The organism is Pseudomonas massiliensis (assembly GCF_000826105.1).
GTDB lineage: Bacteria > Pseudomonadota > Gammaproteobacteria > Pseudomonadales > Pseudomonadaceae > Aquipseudomonas > Aquipseudomonas massiliensis.
The window spans coordinates 220,192-241,049 of the sequence record NZ_CCYK01000006.1 but is presented as its reverse complement, the minus strand read 5'-3'; the positions used below and the strand labels follow the sequence as shown (position 1 = coordinate 241,049).

The following is a 20,858-nucleotide window of genomic DNA, read 5'->3' as shown; positions in this document are numbered from 1 at the left end:
GGCCGGTGGGGCTATCCATGCAGCCAGGCCAGTATCATGGCCAGGTTGAGCGCCAGTGAGACCAGCGCCACCGCCCGCCAGGTCTTGAGCGGTTCGCGTTCGAAGAGTGGTCGGGGCGCACCCGCACCCTCTTCAAGCTCACCGCGGCGTACGCTCAAAAGCCATTGTTCCGCAGTCTCGAAACGCTTGGCCGGGTCGACCTCCAGGCTTTTCAACAGCAGGGCATCAAGCCAGTCAGGTACCTCCGGGCGATAGCGACTTGGCGGCGCGGGCGGCTGGAACCGTGGACGCTGGAAAGGCTCCGGTTCCCCATGTGGCAAGACGCCGGTAAGGGCCTGGTAGAGCAGGACGCCGGCTGCGAATAGGTCCTGGCTCGGCGTAGGCGGCGCACCCTGGTAAGCCTCGGGGGCGATGTAGCCTGGCGTGCCGGCTACCTGCTCCCCAGGCGGCTGGGACAGTCCCGGGCAGTAGGCCAGGCCAAAGTCCAGCACTTTCAGCTCCCCATCCACGCACAGCAGCAGGTTTTCCGGTTTCAAGTCTCGATGGACCATATGGCGGCGATGCAGAAGACCGAGTGCGATGAGCAGGCGCTCGGCCAGGTCTCGCCATGTCGCCAATGGCAACGGACCCTGCCGCAGGCGCTCGGCCAAGGTGACACCTTCGTAGCAGCGCATGGCGTAGTAGAGGAATTGACGCTGGCTGCCGCCGTGGACTTCCGGAAACGGCCTGGCGGCGACCCGACGGAGAAACCATTCTTCCATGAGCAGGCGTTGCTGCGCCTGCTCATCCTGGGCGTACGCCTTGGGCAATGTCTTGAGCAGCCAGGGCTCTCCGTCCGCATCCGTGGCCTGGTAGACCAGAGACTGGCGACTTTGCCCGACAAGGGTCCCAATTCGCCAGCCTTCGAAACGCTGGCCTGGCTTGAGGGCGGGTGGCAGCGGCCATTGGCGCCCTTGGGCGAAGCTATCGGCCAAAGAGGGAGAACCTGGGCTGTGCACCTGCACCAGCACCGCGCTGGCATTGTCTTCACCGCCAGCGATATGGGCCATGCGCACCAGGGTGTCTACCGCGACTTGAGCATCGACAGCCTCCGTCAGTACCCGACTGATTTCGGTTTCCTGTACCACGCCCCAGACACCGTCGCTGAGGATCAGGAAGATGTCCCCGGCGGCGAGGTCGCCCTCCTTGTAGTCCACCAGCAGGTGCTGGTCCAGGCCGAGCGCCCGCTTGAGCACGTGCCGCATCTGCGGCTGGTCCCATACATGGTCTTCGCTGAGCCGCTCCAGGCCAGACGCGCTCCAGCGGTATGTCCGGCAATCGCCTACATGAGCGAGGGTGAAGCGGCTGCCGCGTAGCACCAGCGCGCTCAGGGTCGTCAGCAGGGGCTGCCCTTGGCCGTTGGCTCTCAACCAGCGATTCTGGGCGCAAAGCAATGCATCGAGCGCGCGGGTCACCGGCCAGGTTTCCGGCGTGGCGTAGTAATCAAGCGCCAGGGCCTGCAAGCTGGCGCGGGCCGCCAGCCCGCCGTCCAGGCACTGGCTGACGCCATCGGCCAGGCCGAACAGGTAGCCTTTGCTGGCGGCCAATGCTGGCACTGGGGTGACCATGCGCACGGCGTCCTGGTTTTCCGGTCGAGGCCCGGCCGCGCTGGCGCAGGCCGCGGTAAGCTCCAGCCTGGCGTTCACACCCGTGCCGCGGTGACTGCCGCCGCGCCCCAGGTGGTGCGCCAGCGCCGCTTGACGCTATGCAGGCCAAACCAGGCCACGACGGCGAGCAAGGCGAACGTCCAGAGCGCCAGTTGGTAGCTGCCGGTCTGCTGCTTGATGGCGCCCAGGCCAGCTGCCAGGAGGAAGCCGCCAATGCCGCCTGCCATGCCGATAAGACCGGTCATGACGCCGATCTCCTGACGGAAGCGTTGGGGCACGAGCTGGAAGACAGCACCGTTGCCGGCGCCCAGGCCCAGCATGCACACCACGAACAGCGCCAGGGCCGCTACGGAACTGGGCAGGTTGAAACCCACGGCGGCAATGCACAAGGCCGCTACTGTGTACATGCACAGCAGGGCGCGGATCCCGCCGAAGCGGTCGGCAAGGGCACCGCCCAGGGGGCGCATCAGGCTTCCGCCAAAGACGCAGGCCGCAGTGTAGTAGCCGGCAGTGACCGGGCTGAGGCCGTATTGGTCGTTGAAATAACCGGGCAAGGCGCTGGCCAGGCCAATGAAGCCCCCGAAGGTAATGGCGTAGAAGAACATGAACCACCAGCTGTCCTTGTCTGCCAGGGCCTTGCTGTAGTCGGCCAGGGTCTTGGCCTTGGGGCGATTCGGTGCATTGCGCGCTGCCAGGGCGAAGATAGCCAGGGTAGCGACCAGCGGGATCAGGGCAAAGCCAAACACATTCACCCAGCCGAATCCCGCTGCCAGCGCGGGCGCGAAGAGCGCGGCGAACACCGTACCCGAATTCCCGGCCCCGGCGATGCCCATGGCCTTGCCTTGATGCTCGGCGGGATACCATTGCGACGCCAGGGGCAGGGATACCGCGAAGGATGCCCCGGCCACGCCTAGTCCTACGCCCAGCAATAGTGCCTGGGTAAAGCTATGGATGCCCAGCTGCCAGGCCAGCGCCAGGGAGATGATGACCACGCACTGACCGATGATGCCGGCGGTTTTCGGGGACAGGCGATCGGCCAGCCAGCCCATGACCACGCGGAACACCGCCCCGGCCAGGATGGGGGTGGCGACCAGCAGCCCGCGCTCTTGTGTGGTCAGGTGAAGGTCCGCGGCGATCTGAATGGCCAGCGGGCCAAGCAGGTACCAGACCATGAAACTCAGATCGAAATATAAAAAGGCCGCGAACAGGGTAGGGGCGTGGCCGGCTTTCCAGAAACTCGTATTCATCGAATACCTCAACGGGGAGTGGGCGCGTCGGCGCCCTGGCTTCGGGGAACTGAAACGCAAAAGACGCCGCTGCCCGACTCGCCTGAGCGAGCGGAAAGCGACGTCTTCGTCGTTGGCCCGGCAGCCGCCGTTGGCTGCCCGAGCAGGGTAGGTGTTACAAGTAGCAATGAGCTGATAGCAATTAGCGGGCCAGCCAGCGCCTGCTAGCCCAGCATCTCGCTCATGGCAATGATCTGCTCGGCGACCTGGATCAATTTCTGTTGACGGCTCATGGCCTGGCGCCGCATGAGGGAATAGGCGGCGGCTTCGTCGATGTTCTTGAGCTTCATCAGCAACCCCTTGGCCTGTTCGACGCGCTTGCGTTCGGCCAGTTGAAGGTCACGGGCGTTGAGCTCAGCGCGCAACGCCTGGTCGCTTTCGAAGCGGGCCATGGCCACATCCAGAATCGGCTGCAGGCGTTGGCCCTGTATGCCTTCGACAATATAGGCGCTGACCCCGGCACGGATGGCCTGGCGCATCACAGCGGGGTCGTGCTCGTCGGTGAACAGTACGATGGGGCTGGGACGGTCCCGGTTGACCAGGATCACTTGCTCCATGACATCACGGCCCGGGGAGTCGGTATCGATGAGAATGACATCCGGGCGCAGGCGTTCCACCTCGGCGGGCAGATCCACGGTCATTCCGCCAGCCTCCATCACCTCAAAGCCTGCCCCGGTCAGGGCGGCGCGTAGGCGACCGAGCTTCCTGGCGGTGTCGTCGATCAACAGGATTCTGAGCATGATTCAGGCGCTCCCAGGGCAGCCGATGGGGAAGCCCAAGGCATAGCTCTCGGGGTCCTGGCCATTCCAGCAAGTGCCATCGGCCAACTGACTGCTGCGATGGTCGGCCGGATCGCAGACGATGCCCAGCGCCTGTGCGGCTTCCCGATAGCGGTCGAGTTGCTGCACCTGGGTGGCGACAGCAAGGTAATCCGGCGCCTCGCGCAGCAGGCCCCAGCGGCGGAATTGGGTCATGAACCAGATACCGTCGGACAGATAGGGGAGGTTGACGCGACCTTCATCGAAGAAACGCAGCGGGTGCGGATCCAGCCAGGCGTGTCCGAGACCGTCTTCATAGCGGCCATGCAGACGGTGGGAAATGCGCTCTACCGGGGCGTTCAGGTACTGATGAGCACTGAGCAGGTGCGCCGTGGCGTCCAGGTCCTGCTCTACAAAACGGCTAGCTTCGATGATCGCCATGGTCAACGCCCTGGCGGTGTTGGGATAAGCCTCGACGAAAGCGCGGGTACAGGCCAGCACCTTCTCCGGATGGTCCGGCCAGATGGCTTGGCTGGTACTCAAGGTTACCGCCAGGCCTTCGGTCACCGCGCTGTCGGCCCAGGGCTCGCCCACACAGAAACCATCGATGCGGCCAGCACGCAGATGGTCAAGCATGGCAGGCGGCGGAACGACAACGCTCTGGACCTGGGTCAAGGGGTCGATCCCCAGGCTTGCCAGCCAGTAGTTGAGCCACATGGCATGGGTGCCGGTTGGAAAGGTCTGGGCCAGGGTGAGCCGTCTGCCGCCGGCCTTGACCCAGGCGGCCAGGCGCTGTGGCGAGTCGATGCCCTCGGCGGCGAGCGCACTGGAAAGGTTCAGGCTCTGCCCGTTGCGGTTGAGCCCCATGAGAACAGCCATGTCCTGGCGCGGCGCGGCGCTCAGGCCCAGCTGCACGGCATAGACTAGGCCATAGAGGGCATGGGCCGCATCCAGTTCTCCACTGGCCAGCTTGGCCTGCAGCCCTGCCCAGGAGTGCTGCCGATGGAGGTTGATGCGCAAGCCATAGGGCTGGGCGAAGCCCTGGGTGGCGGCGACCACCACCGAGGCGCAATCGGTCAGCGCCATGTAGCCCAGTTCAACGCAGGTTTTTTCCGGCCCATCGCTTCCCGCTACCCAGGCGGTACGGGGGTCCAGTGAGGTGTGGGTCATGATCACGCCTTGTCAGAGTCGCAGAAGTGTTCGCACCGTAAAGGGAGGCGACGACGTCACTGTCGACGGTTGTGCAGTCTCGGCGCGGTGGTCGCGCCTGGTTAAGGCAATGGTCAGCAATCGTTATGCCAGTGCCGACAAACCCAGGCAGGGCCTATATACTGCCCGCTGTTTTCGACCCATGCCGAGCAAGCCGACCATGTACGACCTGGCCCGCCAGTTCCTCTTCAAATTGTCCGCGGAAACTTCCCACGACCTGTCCCTGGACCTCATCGGTGCCGGTGGACGGCTGGGCCTGAATCGCCTTCTGGCCAAACCCGCGGCGCGCCTGCCGGTAAGCGTGATGGGCCTGACGTTCGACAACCCGGTAGGCCTGGCCGCGGGGCTGGACAAGAACGGCGCGGCCATCGATGGGTTCGCTCAGCTGGGTTTCGGTTTCGTCGAAATCGGCACGGTCACTCCCCGCGCGCAACCCGGCAACCCACGGCCGCGGCTGTTCCGCCTGCCCGAGGCCACGGCGATCATCAATCGCATGGGCTTCAACAACCTGGGCGTGGACCATCTGGTGCAGCGCGTGAAAGCCGCTCGTTATCGTGGCGTGCTGGGTATCAATATCGGCAAGAACTTCGATACGCCAGTGGAGCGGGCCCAGGATGACTACCTGTTGTGCCTGGAGAAGGTACATGCCCATGCCAGCTATGTGACCGTCAATGTAAGCTCGCCCAACACCCCGGGCCTGCGCAGCCTCCAGTTCGGGGACCAGCTCAAGACCTTGCTGGACGCCCTGGCGACGCGTCGCGAGGCACTGGCACTTGCCAGCGGCCGGCGAGTGCCGTTGGCCATAAAGATCGCGCCCGACATGACCGACGAGGAAACCGCTGAGGTAGCCGCGGCCCTTTTGGCCACGGGCATGGACGCGGTGATCGCCACCAACACCACGCTTTCCCGCGAGGGCGTTCAAGGCCTGCCTCATGGCGATGAAGCCGGCGGCCTGTCCGGCGCCCCCGTGCGGGAAAAAAGCACCCAGGTGGTACGAGTGCTGGCCGGCGAGCTGAAAGGGGCAATACCGATCATCGCGGCGGGGGGGATCACCGAGGGGCGGCATGCCGCCGAGAAAATCGAGGCAGGGGCCAGCTTGGTGCAGGTCTACTCCGGATTCATCTATCGGGGGCCGGCGCTGATTCGTGAGGCAGTGGATGCGATCGCAGCGCTGGAGCTTCAGCGTTCCGCCGGTTCGGCCACGACAGATTAGCGCCTCGCTGGCCCGGCCACCGAAGTGGCCCGGGCCGCCGCCGGGGATGGCGGCATTGGAAAGGTTTGAAGATTCGGGTCTAGCCGACCGCGTGAAGTTCGTTGAGCCTATGAAGCCCGGCCGCGCCGGTCATGCCATCCCAGTTGTCGCCGCGCCCCTCTCGCCAGCCATTGATCCAGGCTTGGCGCACCGAGGGCAGAGTGAAGGGGCAAAGCTCCCGGGATTTGCCGCTGAGGCCGTTTTGATAGCCGCGAAGAAATGCTCGTTCCAACGGATCACGCTTGAGTCTTCTCATAGGGTGTAGCCCTCGTTTGTTGACTGATGTCCCGTCGGCCACTGCTGGGCCGGGCAGAAAGCTGCCGGTGATAAGACCCGCTGCCGGCGTGGCGGGCCAGGAACCGTACCGTTGCGATACGCTTCACGGGGTTAGTTCTAAACAACCTGCGCGTCCGATGGAATGAACGATTTGTAATAAGATGTTCATGTTTAGTGCTTCGAGCCATAAGCCTTTACTACCGGCGTATGGAAAAAACAGGCTCAAGCCCCTGAAATAACGGGATTCAGCAGATTTCAACGGGGCATGGGCCGCTTCGGAAATATCGGTATCGCATTGTCATCGACGCGCGACGAGAGGTCGTGTCAGCGGCATGCCAACCGCTCTTCAACGCTGCCCGGGTGTCTTAACCTTTTTACGCAAGGGGCACTCCAGTGGCCGGCACAGGTGGTGCCAATCAGTGGCGCTGGCGGAAACAGCGCTCGATCAACCGACCCGGTGGATGCGTTCCCCGGGTACATGCAAAGGCGTGAATGATGTCTGATGTGTTCGATCTGTACCTGACCTGCCCCAAGGGCCTGGAAGGCCTGCTGGCCGAGGAAGCGCGCGGGCTGGGCCTGTTGGAGGTCCGTGAGCAAACCGCCGCGGTCCGCGGCCAGGCCACCCTTGAGACGGCTTACCGCTTGTGCTTGTGGTCTCGCTTGGCCAACCGGGTGTTGCTGGTGCTCAAGCGGTTTACCATGGCCAATGCCGATGACCTGTATCTAGGCGTGCGTGATCTGGATTGGGCGGAACATCTCGAGCCCACCGGCACCCTGGCGGTGGAGTTCAGTGGTCATGGTTCGGGCATCGACAATACCCACTTCGGCGCCCTCAAGGTCAAGGATGCCATCGTCGATAGCCTGCGCACGCCTGATGGGCAGCGTCCCGGCATCGATAAGCTTAACCCGGACCTACGCATCCATCTGCGCCTGGAGCGAGGCGAGGCCATTCTTTCGCTGGACCTGTCCGGGCACAGCCTGCACCAGCGTGGCTACCGCCTGCAGCAAGGCGCCGCGCCTTTGAAGGAGAACCTGGCGGCGGCGATCCTGCTGCGTGCCGGCTGGCCGCGGATCGCCGCCGAGGGCGGTGCCCTGGCGGACCCCATGTGCGGAGTCGGTACCTTCCTGGTGGAAGCGGCCATGATGGCGGCGGACCTGGCTCCCAATCTGCGTCGGGAGCGCTGGGGTTTCAGCGCCTGGCTGGGTCATGTGCCGGCCCTGTGGCGCAAGCTGCATGATGAGGCCAGCGAGCGTGCCCGCGTTGGGTTGGCGCGCAAGCCGGCCTGGATTCGCGGCTACGAGGCCGATCCTCGGCTTATCCAGCCGGCGCGCAATAACATCGAGCGGGCGGGCCTGAGCGACTGGGTGAAGATCTATCAGGGTGAACTGGCTACCTTCGAGCCACGCCCGGACCAGAACCAGAAGGGGCTGGTGGTGTGCAACCCGCCCTATGGCGAACGGCTGGGCGACGAGGCCAGCCTGGTCTATCTCTACCAGAACCTGGGGGAGCGCTTGCGCCAGGCCTGCCTGAATTGGCAGGCGGCGATCTTTACCGCCGCGCCGGACCTGGGCAAGCGCATGGGCATCCGCAGTCACAAACAGTATGCATTCTGGAACGGCGCCTTACCGTGCAAGCTGTTACTGCTGGATGTGCAACCACAGCAATTCGTAGTGGGCGAGCGTCGTCCGACGACGGCTGCTACCGTTTCCCAGGCCACCCCTGAGCTACCTGCCGCGCCGCAGGCCCTGGCCGAGGCGGCCCGGTTGAGCGAAGGCGGGCAGATGTTCGCCAATCGGCTACAGAAGAATCTGCGCCAGCTGGGTAAATGGGCTCGTCGTGACGGTGTATCCTGCTACCGGGTCTATGACGCGGACATGCCGGAATATGCTTTCGCCGTTGACCTGTACCAGGACTGGGTTCACGTGCAGGAGTACGCCGCGCCCAAGTCGGTGGATCCGCAGAAGGCCCAGGCTCGGCTGTTCGACGCCCTGGCGGCTATTCCGGTTGCGCTGCAGGCAGACCCGCGCAAGGTGGTGCTCAAGCGCCGCGAGCGCCAGACCGGTACGCGGCAGTATGAGCGGCAGGGGGCCGAGGGCGGCTTCATGGAGGTCAACGAGGCCGGGGTGCGCCTCCTGGTCAACCTTACCGATTACCTGGACACCGGGCTGTTCCTCGATCATCGCCCCATGCGCGCCCGCTTGCAGCGTGAGGCAGAGGGCAAGCGGTTCCTCAACCTGTTCTGCTACACCGCCACTGCCACGGTACATGCCGCCAAGGGTGGGGCCCGCGCGACCACCAGCGTGGACCTTTCGCGCACCTACCTGGACTGGGCCCGGCGCAACCTGGCGCTCAACGGTTTCTCCGAGCGGCACCAGCTGATGCACAGCGATGTCATGGCCTGGCTGGAGCAGGACCGGGGCGAATACGAACTCATCTTCATAGACCCGCCGACCTTCTCCAACTCAAAACGCATGGAAGGGGTGTTCGACGTCCAGCGCGACCACGTACGCTTGCTGGACCTGGCCATGGCCCGCCTGGCCGAGGGCGGGACCCTGTACTTCTCCAACAACTTCCGTCGCTTCCGCCTAGATGAAACTGTCGCGGCCCGCTATGCCGTCGAGGACATCACTCGCCAGACCCTGGACCCGGACTTCGCGCGTAATGAGAAGATCCACCAGGCCTGGCGCATTCAGGCCCGCTAAAGGGCGTCGAGGCCAGCACAGCTGCCCGGGTCAGGGCAGGGCGGCGGTGTTGGCGATGCGGGGCTGGTTGTAGAGGTCCAGCAGCACCTGGTCCAGCACCGAGCGGGCGCCCCAGGGCTTGGGATCGTTCAGGATGGCGACCACGGCCCAGGTATTGCCGTTCACATCCCGGCTGAACCCGGCGATCGCCCTGACGGTGTTCAGGGTCCCGGTCTTGATGTGCCCTTCGCCGGTCATGGCGGTGCGCTTCAGGCGCTTGCGCATGGTGCCGTCCATGCCCACCAGGGGCATGGAGCTCATGAATTCCGCAGCGTAGGGGCTGCGCCAGGCGGCTTGCAGCAGAGCCGCCATTTCCCGGGCGCTTACCCGTTCGGCCCGGGACAGGCCGCTGCCGTTTTCCATCACCAGATGGGGCGCTACCATGCCTTTCTTCGCCAGCCATTGCCGGATCACCCGCTGGGCCGCCTTGGCGTCGTCTTCATCCGCAGCGGTACGGTTCAAGGCGCCTATGGTCAGGAACAACTGCTGGGCCATGGTGTTGTTGCTGTATTTGTTGATGTCGCGGATGACCTCGACCAAGTCAGGCGAAAACGCCCGGGCCAGCAGGCGCGCATTGCGAGGCACACTGCCGTCACGGTCCACACCATTGATGGTGCCGCCCAATTCGCCCCAGATCGCCCGGATTGCCCCGGCCGAGTAAGCGAAGTGGTCAAGCAGTGAAAGGTATGTCTGGGAGTTGCATCCGTCTGCGAGTTGACCGCTGACAATGACATTGATGCCGTCTGGCTGGGGCACCGCGTTATAACGCACGTCGCCTACGCATTTGCTACCCGAAGCCGCCTTTACCTGATTGTCCAACCGGATGGTGCGGATCGGCGGTTCCGCGGCGACCGTGACCTTGCCACCATCGTTGCGCGCGACGAAACGCAGCGCCTTGAGGTTGATCATCAAGGCGTCCGGGCGCACCAGGAAAGGCGCGTTCTCGTCATTGCCGTCGTCATTGAATGCCGGCAACTGCGGTTGTTTGAAGAAACTGCGGTCCAGGATCAGGTCGCCAGTAACCTGTTGTACGCCGTTGGCGCGCAGGTCCCGCATCAGCAGCCAGAGCTTTTCCATGTTCAGCTTGGGGTCGCCTCCGCCTTTTACATAGAGGTTTCCATGCAGTACGCCGCCGCTCAAGGTGCCGTCCGTATAGAACTCGGTTTTCCACTGGAAGGTGGGGCCGAGCAGTTCCAGGGCGGCGAAGGTGGTGACCAGCTTCATGGTGGAGGCAGGATTGACCGACACATCCGCATTGAACAAGGTGCTGGAACCCTGGCCGTTGAGGGGTATCAGGGCGAGGGAAAGCGCGTTGTCGGTAAGCTTGCTGGCCTTGAGCGCCTGGGTCACCTTGGGAGTAAGGTCGCCTGGCGCGGCATGAAGGGAGGTAGCGGCGGCCATTAGCAGGCCAGTGATAAACAGCGAACGTAGTGGTTTGATCATGGAGACGAAGCTCTTTGGCGCGCGAAGACACGGGAGCGAGAAGAGATGAAGGCTCCCCCTGAAAGCGGCCATTATGCACAAGCCCACCTGCGCTGTGGGCGTCAGCTTCAGGAAGGAGGACATTTGCCTGATTGGCCACATGCCTGTTCAGCGCCAGGCGCGGCCGCTGCGGTATTGTCCGCGCGGCAGATGCCAGGCAAGAAAAAGCCACCTCAGGGGTGGCCTTTCCAGCGAGCGAGCCAGGCGACGGCCTGGCCGAGACCGCTTCAGCTAGGGCTGTTGATTGGCTTCTCGGGATACCAGGCGTCGACCAGTGGGCTGACTTCGACCTTGGTCAATTCACTGCGCCCCTTGAGCCAGGCTTCGACGGTGGCACGCTGCTCTTCGCTGACGGAGCCCCGCTTGGCCGAGCAAACCAGGCCGAAGTCATCGCCGCCTACGTAGTCCAGGCCATTGGCATCCATGGCCTGGGTAAGAAACGCGTCGAGGAACGCGTCTATGGCTTCCTCCGACAGGTCTTCCTTGAATTCCAGGTTGAGCTCGAAGCCCAGTTCCTGGAATTCGTCCACACAGAGTTTCTTGCGCAGACGGCGGGAGCGGTTGGTAGCCATGAAAAAATCCTCTTGGTGATTGCGGGCCGCAGTCTAGCAGCTTAACCATGACAGCGCTTGCTCGGCTGCAGAGCTTGTTCGGCGAAACCCGAGCCGTCATCAGACCAGGGCATTGCGCTTGGCGATTTCCAGGAGTTCGACCAGTGACCGCGCTTGGAGCTTCTGCATCAAGCGTTTCTTGTAGGTGCTGACCGTTTTGTTGCTAAGGAACATGCCTTCGGCGATTTCCCGGTTGGTGCGCCCTTGGGCGAATTGCTGCAGGACCATCAGCTCGCGGTCATTGACCTGCCCGAAGCGGCGCAGCTCCGCGCTGCGTTCAGGATCCTCAGGGTTGGCCAGGGCCTGGCTGGGGAAATAGTTATAGCCGGCGAATACGGCGCGTACCGCGCTGATCAGCTCGGTGAGCTCCTCGCGCTTGCACACATAGCCCGCGGCGCCTAGCTGCATGCAGCGCATCGCGAACAACTGGGCGGATTGAGCGGTGAACACCAGGACCCGATAGGGCATGCCCATGGCGTGCAGCCGGGCCAGGATCTCCAGGCCATCGAGACGAGGCAGGCTGATATCGAGCACCACCAGGTGCGGATCGTACTCGCGCAACAGGCGCATCCCGTCCACGCCATTGTCGGTTTCGCCAATGACCTCGTATCCCTCGTTCTCCAGCAACATTCGTATCGCCAGACGAATCACTGGATGATCTTCAATGATAAAAACCGAGCCCATGCCTGTTTCCTTACTGCGATCGGAGCGCGACCTTAGCTCAGTTGAGGGGCGTGAGGGCGGGCGCGATGGCCAACCGCGCCAATATCAGAGCTTTACCCGGATCGCTCAGAGCGGAATGGCGCGTCCAGTCATTTCGCTGGCCATTTCGGTGGCGTAGCTGTCGGTCATGCCGGCGATGAAGTCGATCATGCGCATGAAGGCCGTGTGCAAGGGCCACGACGGGTCAGGCGCGTTACTGCCCATCAGGTCCAGGATGCGCCGGTTCTTGAAGGACAGCCGCCGCCCGCCGTGCTGCTCCAGGGCAGCGCCACAGAAGGCGTTGAGCAAGACTTCCAGCGTGGTGTAGGCGCCTATTTCATGCAGGGTCTTGCGCTTGTCATGAAAGATCTTTTCCCGGGCGATATCCTTGGCACCTTGCACGCAGCGCTTGGCCGGGCCGGCCATGTGCTCCACAAGGTCATCGGCCAAGGCCCCCGCCAGCAGCGCGGGCTGTTGTTCGACGAAAGCCCTCGCCGCGGCATTGGTGAGGTGTTCGATGGCCTTACCACGCAAGATGGCCAGCTTGCGCCGCCTGGATGCGCCCGGCCCAAGCAGGCGGTAGGTTTCGGGCAGGTCGTCCCCGACCAGGTCCAGCAGCAAGCCCTCGACCTCGGCGTAGTCCAGCAGCTCCATCTCCAGGCCGTCTTCCAGATCGATCAGGGCATAGCAGATGTCGTCCGCCGCCTCCATGAGGTAGACCAGGGGATGACGTGCCCAGCGCTGGGTTTCCAGCAACGGCAGGCCTAGGCGCTGGGCAATCTGTTCCAGCAGTGGCAGCTCGCTCTGGTAGCAGCCGAACTTGTGTTTCTTGTAACCCAGGGAGTCGGCATGTCGGGCCGTCCAGGGGTACTTGAGGTAGGTACCCAGGGTGGCGTAGGTCAGGCGCATGCCGCCTTCGAACTGATGATATTCCAGTTGCGTCAGTACCCGCAGGCCCTGGGCGTTGCCCTCGAAATTGAGGAAGTCCAGCCGCTCGGCATCGCTCATGCTGTCGAGCCAGCCCCGGCCCGCGGCCTGCTGGAACCAATAGCGGATGGCGTCCTCTCCGGAATGCCCGAAGGGTGGGTTGCCGATGTCATGGGCCAGGCAGGCCGACTGCACCACCATGCCCAGGTCCGCGGCGTCGCACCAATCGGGCAGTTCCGCGCGCAGGGTTTCACCTACCCTCATCCCAAGGGAGCGACCCACGCAGCTGACTTCCAGGGAATGGGTAAGGCGGGTATGGATGTGATCGTTGCTGCTGACGGGGTGGACCTGGGTCTTGCGACCGAGTCGGCGAAACGCGCCGGAAAAAATGATCCGGTCATGATCCTTGTGAAAGGGCGTGCGGCCAAGCTCTTCGGAGCTTTGCAGCGGCTTGCCCAGGCGTTCGCGGTTAAGCAGAGTTTCCCAATCCAAAGCGCGTCTCCATGATCGAGCCAGATGCCACTCCGCCATTGGCCGCCACGAAGAAGGCTGCCGACTGGCGGCAGGGCCAGCCGGCCGGCCTGGCTCTGTCGCCAGCCGCGTCTCAGCGTCGGGACGCGCCTTGCAGGAGCTTGACCAGCGGTACCAGGCTGACCACCAGTTTGGTAAGACGTGTCGCAGCGGTCAGGCCACCCTTGCGGGCACCCTTGCCGGAGAGGAAGCCCAGCAAGCTTACCAGACCCACGCCCCAGAGCGGGGCATGCCTGACCTTCAGGCTTTTGTTCAACCCTTGCCCCATGTTGCGAAAGCGCGAGAGCGGGTTGACGAACTGGCGGGCTTCCTGGCGGATCTCCTGGCGATGCATCTCCATGCGCAGGCGAATCAACGCCTTGCGCATTTCCCGGCGGGTCGCGCCGTTGGGCACAGTGTGTCGGGTCATGGCAGCAAACGCTCCCGGTCATTGGCCAGTTCTTCGAGGGTCGCATGGAACGGGGAGGACTCGTCGAAGATCGCGGCTTTCAAGCGCAAGGCGCAGAAGGCACCGGCCAGTACATAGAAGGCGCAGAGCCCGATCATGCCTGGAATGCGATAGTTGTCCCACAGCAGGATCAGGATCAGGCCGGACAGTGCCACCAGGGCGAGCAGGGCGAACACCAGTGCCAGGCCCGCGAACAACAGCAGGCTCAGGGTACGTGCCTTCTGTTCCTGCAATTCGATGCCCAGCAGCTCGATATGGCTGTGCAGCCACCCAAGCAAGGCGCCACCGAGCCGCCGTCCATGAGAGCCGGTAGGTTCCCCGGTTGGCGGTGGCAGTGAGGATTCGCTGTCCCGGTTCATGATCAGCGCCTTGTAGCCAGCAGGCCTACCAGGAAGCCTACCCCGGCTGCGATACCGATGGCGGGCAATGGGTTGGCTTGAACGTAGTCTTCGGCGGCTACCAGGGCCGCGGCGCCCTGTTCGCGCAGCTGCAGTTCGGTTTCCTTCAGCGACACTCGCGCCTTGGCCAGGCTGTCCTTGATTTGCCGACGAAGTTCCTCGGCCTGTTCGCCAGCCAGGCCGGCGGTGTGCTCCAGCAGCTTCTCGGTGTCCCGGATCAGTGTCTGGAAGTCAGTGGTCAACACGTCTTGCGCGGTGTTCAGGGTATCGCGAGTCATGGCGTCCTCCTTATATGGCCTTGACGTTCGAGTGCCGTTTCGTCGCCAAGGTTCAGCGCCGTAGTGGTACATTTTTTGCTGCCCATTGGTGCGCACTGTTAGTCGGCTGCGCCGTTAGCGTGCGGTCGGGCTCAGGATGGGAGCCCCGCAGCGCTGACAAATCAAGGCGGCGCCTCACACCAGGCGACTCGGGTTCGGCTTCGTGCATCGCGCTGGTGCGTCCGTTGCGTCGATGAACCAGGAGGGGGCAGTTGGGAGTGTCCGCATGTTGTCTTGCTTAGTTTTTCAGGGCCTGCCTCTCGCTATGGATAATCTGCAAACCGCCGTGGATACCCTCGTCCACGGCTCCAATACGCTGTTCCTGCTCTGTGGCGCCGTCATGGTGCTAGCCATGCACGCCGGTTTCGCTTTCCTGGAGGTTGGCACAGTCAGGCAGAAAAACCAGGTTAACGCGCTATCGAAGATTCTCAGCGATTTCGCGGTGTCGACCCTGGCCTACTTTTTCGTAGGCTACTGGCTGGCCTACGGGGTGACTTTCCTGGCGCCCGCCTCGCAATTGGCAGCCGATCACGGCTATGGCCTGGTCAAGTTCTTCTTCCTGCTCACCTTCGCCGCCGCCATTCCAGCCATCATTTCCGGAGGCATCGCCGAACGCGCCCGCTTCGTACCGCAGTTGTGCGCCACGCTAATGATCGTGGCCTTCATCTACCCTTTCTTCGAAGGCCTGGCATGGAACGGCAACCTGGGCCTGCAGGCCTGGTTGCACAGCCGGTTCGGCGCACCCTTCCATGATTTCGCCGGATCCGTGGTGGTGCACGCCATGGGTGGCTGGATCGCCCTGGTCGCGGTACTGCTGCTCGGCGCTCGTCGTGGTCGATACCGGGACGGGCGGGTCGTGGCCATGGCTCCGTCCAACATTCCTTTCTTGGCCCTGGGCTCGTGGATCCTGATCGTCGGCTGGTTCGGTTTCAACGTCATGAGCGCTCAGACCTTGCAAGGCGCCAGTGGGCTGGTGGCGGTCAACTCCCTGATGGCCATGGTCGGCGGCACCATCGCCGCGCTCCTGATCGGACGCAATGACCCCGGCTTTCTACATAACGGCCCGCTGGCCGGGCTGGTGGCCGTCTGCGCAGGCTCAGACCTGATGCATCCGCTGGGGGCCTTGATCACGGGCGCGGTGGCTGGAGCGCTGTTCGTAGGTTGCTTCATCGCAGCTCAAGGCAAATGGAAGATCGACGACGTGCTCGGGGTCTGGCCTTTGCACGGTGTGTGCGGCGCCTGGGGCGGGTTGGCCTGTGGGTTGTTCGGGCAAACCTGGCTGGGCGGGCTGGGCGGCGTCTCGCTTGCCAGTCAGGCGCTGGGAACGGCCTTGGGCATCGGCGTGGCCCTGTTCGGGGGCGCTGTGGTCTACGGCGGGCTGCGCCGGGTGGTGGGCATCCGTCTGACCCCTGAGCAGGAGTTCGAAGGGGCCGACCTGGCATTGCACCGCATCGGCGCGGTCAATCCGGAGTAACGTGGCTGGTGTGCCGGGGCGGGTCTAGACTTTCAACTCTGTCACGCCTGGCGCCCTGAGTTCAGGCGCCATGCCGAAGGTGAGCCGGACCATGTGCCCCGAATGCCAGCTATTCGTGATCCTCAATTGTCCCCGCTGCGCCCTGGCCGAGGCGGCGCTGCTGCCCATGGTGGAGCACGGCCTTTGGGTGGAGTTGATCGACCTGCGGGAAGCGGGCGGCGTTCCGGCCAGCTACGAGGCGCGCGCGCCCCTGCTGCGTCGTGTCGATACAGGCGCTACCCTGGCCTGGCCGTTCAGCCAGGAGCAAATCGTTCATTTCCTGAAATAACCTGTTCGCTACCCTGGGTTCGGGGCTGTTGCACAATGCGACGCGAAAGGATTTGCGCTAGCCGGCCGGACGAGCGTTCGTTGCCTTCGAGGCCAGGTGTTTATATGCTGTATAAAAATACAGTGGGCCCAGGCTTGCGCCAGCACACAAGGATAGCGACGTGATCAATATTCAACAGCTCAAGAGCACCATCAACCAGATGGCGCCGGAAACCGTGTTCGAGGCCGTGCGGGACTTGCGCCTCGATGGCCTGGTCGTGGAAGGCAAGACGCCCTTTGGTCGCCTGCATTTCAATACCTGTTTTGCCGAGATCGAAGCCCTGTTCCAGCGCGCCGGTTACCACCAGCGCCTGGATGTGGTGGGTTTCCAGGGCCAGGCCTATGCATTGTTCGACCCGGCTCGCTGGGAGGCCGTGGATGTGCTGCGCTGGCTCCAGGCTGAGGCGAAGGCCGTCGCCGCTGACCACACGCAGAGCGTGGTGCTTTGATCCGCGAGCCATAGCGAAGATAATGCGGCCCCCCAAGCTGGAGCCCGCCAATGTCTTCGTCGACCTTCGACCCTGCCGTCACCCAGGCCAGCACCGTCTGCCTCCCGGCGGGGCATTGGGCCACCGTACTGGATTGCCTCGTCGAGCGCTTTCCAGGCGTGGGCCGAGTCGAGTGGGAAAGCCGCTTCGGCCGGCAGCGGGTGCTGGACGCGGCTGGTCAGCCTCTTTCGATATTCACCCCTTACCGGCCTGGCTTGCGTGTCCACTATTATCGGGAGGTGCAGGACGAACCTCTTATTCCGGTGACCGAGCAGGTGCTGTTCCAGGACGACCACCTTCTGGTCGCTGACAAGCCACATTTCCTGCCCGTAACCCCAGCGGGTGCCTTCGTTGAGCAAACCCTGCTGCGCCGGCTTATCCGCAGCACCGGCAACGCGGACCTGGTGCCCTTGCATCGCATTGACCGTCACACCGCCGGGTTGGTCCTGTTCTCCACCAATCCCGCCACTCGGGGTGCCTATCAGCAGCTCTTCCCGACACGCCGGATCGACAAGACCTACGAGGCACTGGCGCCAGCGCTCGAGGGCATGGCCTTTCCCTTGGTGCATACAAGCCGGATCGTGCGGGGCGAGCCTTTTTTCCGCCAGCAGGAGGTCGAAGGCGTACCTAATAGTGAAACCCGTATAGGGGTCATCGCACGCTCGGCTCACACCTGGCACTACCGGCTGTTTCCTGTTACGGGACGTACTCACCAGCTGCGTGTGCATATGGCGAGCCTGGGCGCGCCCATCTGCAATGACCCTTTCTACCCTCGGGTAACACCAGCCGACCAGCCGGATGACCTTGCAAGGCCCCTGCAACTGCTCGCCCGGGAACTGCGGTTCCATGATCCCCTTAGCGGTCGTCTACGGCACTTCGAAAGCGAGCTGCGGCTCCAAGCCTTGTAACCAGAGATTGGCACGACTGTACCGCTGGTCGTGATCGGGCATTTTCACCAGTACTCGCGCGCATAAAAGCGCGACGGGTATGGGTCCTAACCCTGTGTTGACGGTACGGCGTTGGCCAAGAGGAATACATGTTTGACGTTGATGACCTGTCTCACCTGTCGAGGGAAGCCTTGGAAGCCGAAGTGCTGCGCTGGCGTCGGTACGGCAATGCGGCTGGGAATGCCGGTAGCGAAGCTGTGTGGCAGCGGGCGATGTTCAGGAGTGCGCTGGACTTCGCAATGATCATTACGGACAGGGCGGGCATGGTCACCGACTGGAACCTGGGTGCTGAACGTATGCTGGGCTGGGCAGCCACACAGATGATAGGGCAGCCCGCGGAGCTGTTCTTTACCCCGGAAGATCGGGCCAATGGCCGAGTGGCCGAGGAAATGCGCGAAGCGCTGCGCGATGGCAAGGCCGCGGATGAGCGCTGGCATGTGCGCAAGAGCGGCCAGCGTTTCTGGGCGTCAGGGCAGATGTCCCCACTGTTCGGTGACGAAGGCGAGCACCTGGGGTATTTGAAGATCCTGCGTGATCGTACCGAGGAACACCTACAGGGTGAGGCGCTCAAGGACACCCAGGAGCGCTACCGCCTGGCCGCCAAGGCTACCACCGACGCAGTATGGGACTGGGACCTGCTCACCCAGCATGTGCTGTGGAACGATGCCCTGCGAGAGGCCTATGGCTACGCGCCCGAGGACGTACAGCCCACCGGTCACTGGTGGCTGGCACACATTCACCCGGATGATCGTTCCCGCATCGATGCGTCCATCCATGCCGTGATTGACAGTAGAGATACGGCCTGGGCGGACGAATACCGCTTCCTCCGGGCCGATGGCACGCACGCACAGGTGCTGGACCGCGGCCACGTGATCAGAGACGCCGACGGCAAGGCGCTGCGCATGATCGGCGCCATGCTCGATGTCAGCCAGATGCATGCGGCCCGGGAAGCGCTACGGGAAAGCGAAGAGCGGTTCAGAACCATCCTGGGTACGATCGAGGCAGCCTTCGCTATCGTCGAAGTGAAGTTCGACGAGCGGGATGAGCCTGTCGATTATCGTTTCCTTGAGGTCAACCCGGCCTTTGAGCGCCAGTCGGGAGTAGACCTCAAGGGCAAGTGGGTGACCGAGTTCGCCCCGGACCTGGAGCAGTTCTGGTTCCAGACCTATGGCCGAGTGGCCAAGACGGGCGAACCTGCTAATTTCGAAAGCTATGCGGCCGCCTTCAGCCGATGGTTCGACGTGCGTGCGGTGAAGGTGGGCAGCCCTCAGCAGCGACAGATCGCCATCCTGTTCAACGATGTGACGGAGCGTCGAACCGCCCAGGAGCGGTTACGTATCAGCGAAGCCCTGGCGCGCCAGAACATTGAACGCGTGCAGCTCGCCCTGGCGGCCGGCGCGATCGTGGGCACCTGGCACTGGGACTTGCTCACCGACGAGGTGACGGTGGACGATGCCTTCGCTGAAGTGTTCGGCCTTGATCCTGTCCTTGGCCAGGGCGGGCTGCGCCAGGAGCAGCTCCTGCGCCGGGTGCATCCTGACGACCGGGCCGGGCTGGAAGCCGCCCTCGCCGGTGTGATCCAGGGTGGGGCCACGTTCAGCCATCAGTACCGGGTCAGTCGGCCGGGCGGGGCATACGCCTGGATCGAAGCGAACGGTCGGGTCAACCGCGCTGACGACGGCACTGCGATGAGTCTGCCAGGTGTGCTTATCGACCTGGAGGAGCGCCGCTCGGTCGAAGCGGAGCGGGACCGCGCGACCGCCGCCTTACGGGCCTTGAACGAGACACTGGAACTGCGCGTGGAGCAGCGCACCACGGCACTGATGCAGGCCGAGGAAAAGCTGCGGCAGTCGCAGAAAATGGAAGCCGTGGGGCAGCTCACCGGAGGCCTGGCCCATGATTTCAACAACCTGCTGGCGGGGATCTCGGGCGCCCTGGAACTCATGAGCACGCGTATTTCACAAGGGCGGCTCAACGACCTGGGCAAGTACATGGCGGCCGCCCAGGGCGCTGCCAGGCGCGCGGCTGCCCTGACGCATCGCTTGCTGGCCTTCTCGCGGCGGCAGACCCTCGATCCGCGACCAACCGATGTGAACGGGCTGATCGATGGCATGGTGGAGCTCATCCAGCGTACCGTGGGGCCCAGCATTCGTGTAGAGATGCAAGGCGAAAGCAGCCTGTGGCCTGCCATGGTGGACCCGAGCCAGCTGGAAAACGGCCTGCTGAACCTGTGTATCAATGCGCGCGACGCCATGCCCGATGGTGGCCGCATCACCATTGCCACCGGCAACCATACTTTTGATCAGGCGACGGCCTCGGGGCAGGACCTGCAGCCTGGGGACTATCTTTCCCTTTGCGTCACCGATACGGGCACAGGCATGACCCCCGACGTGGTCGCCAATGCCTTCGACCTCTTCTTCACGACCAAGCCCATTGGCCAGGGTACCGGCCTGGGCCTGTCGATGATCTACGGCTTCGCCAAGCAGTCTGGCGGGCAGGTGCGGATCGATTCCAAGCTGGGAGAGGGCACCACCATCTGCATTCATCTGCCTCGTTATCGCGGCAGCGCCCACCAGGAAGCGGGCGTGTCCCAAGAGTCGGCGACGCCGGTGCCGGCCGGTGGAGAAACCCTGCTGATCGTGGAAGACGATGCCACTGTGCGCATGCTGCTCAAGGATGCCCTGGGAGACCTCGGCTACAACCTGATAGAAGCAGCCGATAGCGTCGCCGGCCTGAACGTGTTGCGATCCGACGCAGCGGTGCATTTGCTGATTACCGATGTCGGCCTGCCGGGTGGCATGAACGGTCGCCAGATGGCCGAGGCAGGGCTGGAACTGCGCCCAGAGCTGAAGGTGCTGTTCATTACCGGCTATGCCGAAAACGCAGCCTTTGGGCATCATTACCTCGGGCCGGGCATGCAGGTGCTGAGCAAGCCGTTCGTGATAGACAGCCTTTTGAGCCGGGTGCAGGCGCTGCTGGCTTAGCGCGGGTAGACACC

General features: G+C 63.6%; 19 protein-coding genes. 7 read left to right on the top strand and 12 right to left on the bottom strand.

Translation table 11 applies throughout. The annotated features are described in order from the left end of the window. Positions 1 to 11 precede the first annotated feature (11 nt). The 4 genes from BN1188_RS07190 to BN1188_RS07175 form a co-directional block, all read right to left on the bottom strand. The gene (locus BN1188_RS07190) at positions 12 to 1,607 is read right to left on the bottom strand and encodes a bifunctional protein-serine/threonine kinase/phosphatase (RefSeq protein WP_084596202.1); all 1,596 of its coding nucleotides are present in this window, start codon (positions 1,605 to 1,607) and stop codon (positions 12 to 14) included. Between the two features lie 74 nt (positions 1,608 to 1,681). After that, on the bottom strand, positions 1,682 to 2,893 hold the full coding sequence (locus tag BN1188_RS07185; RefSeq protein ID WP_040260748.1) for a nitrate/nitrite transporter: 1,212 nt from the start codon (positions 2,891 to 2,893) through the stop codon (positions 1,682 to 1,684). 203 nt (positions 2,894 to 3,096) lie between these two features. After that, complete coding sequence (locus BN1188_RS07180; protein ID WP_040260747.1) at positions 3,097 to 3,672, bottom strand: ANTAR domain-containing response regulator; 576 nt, start codon at positions 3,670 to 3,672, stop codon at positions 3,097 to 3,099. Between the two features lie 3 nt (positions 3,673 to 3,675). Then, positions 3,676 to 4,860 (bottom strand): CmpA/NrtA family ABC transporter substrate-binding protein, encoded by a 1,185-nt coding sequence (locus BN1188_RS07175; RefSeq protein WP_040260746.1) that lies wholly within the window; start codon positions 4,858 to 4,860, stop codon positions 3,676 to 3,678. Positions 4,861 to 5,059: 199 nt separating this feature from the next. Between BN1188_RS07175 and BN1188_RS07170 the strand changes: the two genes are divergently transcribed. Further along, complete coding sequence (locus BN1188_RS07170) at positions 5,060 to 6,112, top strand: quinone-dependent dihydroorotate dehydrogenase (RefSeq protein WP_040261394.1); 1,053 nt, start codon at positions 5,060 to 5,062, stop codon at positions 6,110 to 6,112. A 79-nt stretch (positions 6,113 to 6,191) separates the two neighbouring features. On the opposite strand, the gene rmf is transcribed toward BN1188_RS07170, so the two are convergent. Then, entirely contained in the window at positions 6,192 to 6,407 is a 216-nt protein-coding gene (rmf, locus tag BN1188_RS07165) for a ribosome modulation factor (protein WP_040260745.1), read from the bottom strand. A gap of 515 nt (positions 6,408 to 6,922) precedes the next feature. On the opposite strand from rmf, the gene rlmKL reads away from it, so the two are divergent. Continuing rightward, complete coding sequence (rlmKL, locus tag BN1188_RS07160) at positions 6,923 to 9,130, top strand: bifunctional 23S rRNA (guanine(2069)-N(7))-methyltransferase RlmK/23S rRNA (guanine(2445)-N(2))-methyltransferase RlmL (protein WP_040260744.1); 2,208 nt, start codon at positions 6,923 to 6,925, stop codon at positions 9,128 to 9,130. 30 nt (positions 9,131 to 9,160) lie between these two features. Here rlmKL and dacB read toward each other — a convergent pair whose 3' ends face one another. From dacB to BN1188_RS07125, 7 genes are all read right to left on the bottom strand, one after another. Next, positions 9,161 to 10,612 carry a D-alanyl-D-alanine carboxypeptidase/D-alanyl-D-alanine endopeptidase gene (gene dacB, locus BN1188_RS07155; protein ID WP_040260743.1) on the bottom strand — a complete coding sequence of 484 codons (1,452 nt, stop codon included), beginning with the start codon at positions 10,610 to 10,612 and terminating at the stop codon, positions 9,161 to 9,163. A gap of 266 nt (positions 10,613 to 10,878) precedes the next feature. After that, complete coding sequence (locus tag BN1188_RS07150; RefSeq protein WP_040260742.1) at positions 10,879 to 11,223, bottom strand: YggL family protein; 345 nt, start codon at positions 11,221 to 11,223, stop codon at positions 10,879 to 10,881. A gap of 99 nt (positions 11,224 to 11,322) precedes the next feature. Further along, complete coding sequence (locus tag BN1188_RS07145) at positions 11,323 to 11,946, bottom strand: response regulator transcription factor (protein ID WP_040260741.1); 624 nt, start codon at positions 11,944 to 11,946, stop codon at positions 11,323 to 11,325. 105 nt (positions 11,947 to 12,051) lie between these two features. Continuing rightward, positions 12,052 to 13,383, bottom strand: a complete 1,332-nt coding sequence (locus tag BN1188_RS07140) for a deoxyguanosinetriphosphate triphosphohydrolase (protein ID WP_040260740.1) — start codon at positions 13,381 to 13,383, stop codon at positions 12,052 to 12,054. 112 nt (positions 13,384 to 13,495) lie between these two features. After that, a complete protein-coding gene (locus tag BN1188_RS07135) occupies positions 13,496 to 13,831 on the bottom strand; it encodes a hypothetical protein (RefSeq protein ID WP_040260739.1) in 336 nt (111 codons plus the stop codon). Beyond that, complete coding sequence (locus BN1188_RS07130; RefSeq protein WP_040260738.1) at positions 13,828 to 14,229, bottom strand: phage holin family protein; 402 nt, start codon at positions 14,227 to 14,229, stop codon at positions 13,828 to 13,830. Before BN1188_RS07130 ends, BN1188_RS07135 begins: the two co-directional genes overlap by 4 nt. Positions 14,230 to 14,231: 2 nt before the next feature. Further along, positions 14,232 to 14,546 (bottom strand): ElaB/YgaM/YqjD family protein, encoded by a 315-nt coding sequence (locus BN1188_RS07125; RefSeq protein ID WP_040260737.1) that lies wholly within the window; start codon positions 14,544 to 14,546, stop codon positions 14,232 to 14,234. A 304-nt stretch (positions 14,547 to 14,850) separates the two neighbouring features. Between BN1188_RS07125 and BN1188_RS07120 the strand changes: the two genes are divergently transcribed. The 5 genes from BN1188_RS07120 to BN1188_RS07100 all read left to right on the top strand — a co-directional run bounded on the left by BN1188_RS07120 (position 14,851) and on the right by BN1188_RS07100 (position 20,844). Further along, positions 14,851 to 16,059 (top strand): ammonium transporter, encoded by a 1,209-nt coding sequence (locus tag BN1188_RS07120; RefSeq protein ID WP_040261393.1) that lies wholly within the window; start codon positions 14,851 to 14,853, stop codon positions 16,057 to 16,059. Positions 16,060 to 16,150: 91 nt separating this feature from the next. Then, positions 16,151 to 16,387: a glutaredoxin family protein gene (locus BN1188_RS07115; RefSeq protein WP_040260736.1), complete on the top strand. Its 237-nt coding sequence runs from the start codon at positions 16,151 to 16,153 to the stop codon at positions 16,385 to 16,387. Between the two features lie 160 nt (positions 16,388 to 16,547). Then, a complete protein-coding gene (locus BN1188_RS07110; RefSeq protein ID WP_040260735.1) occupies positions 16,548 to 16,874 on the top strand; it encodes a hypothetical protein in 327 nt (108 codons plus the stop codon). Between the two features lie 50 nt (positions 16,875 to 16,924). Continuing rightward, the gene (locus BN1188_RS07105) at positions 16,925 to 17,821 is read left to right on the top strand and encodes a pseudouridine synthase (protein ID WP_040260734.1); all 897 of its coding nucleotides are present in this window, start codon (positions 16,925 to 16,927) and stop codon (positions 17,819 to 17,821) included. Positions 17,822 to 17,949: 128 nt separating this feature from the next. After that, the gene (locus BN1188_RS07100; protein WP_084596171.1) at positions 17,950 to 20,844 is read left to right on the top strand and encodes a PAS domain-containing hybrid sensor histidine kinase/response regulator; all 2,895 of its coding nucleotides are present in this window, start codon (positions 17,950 to 17,952) and stop codon (positions 20,842 to 20,844) included. Positions 20,845 to 20,858 lie beyond the last annotated feature (14 nt).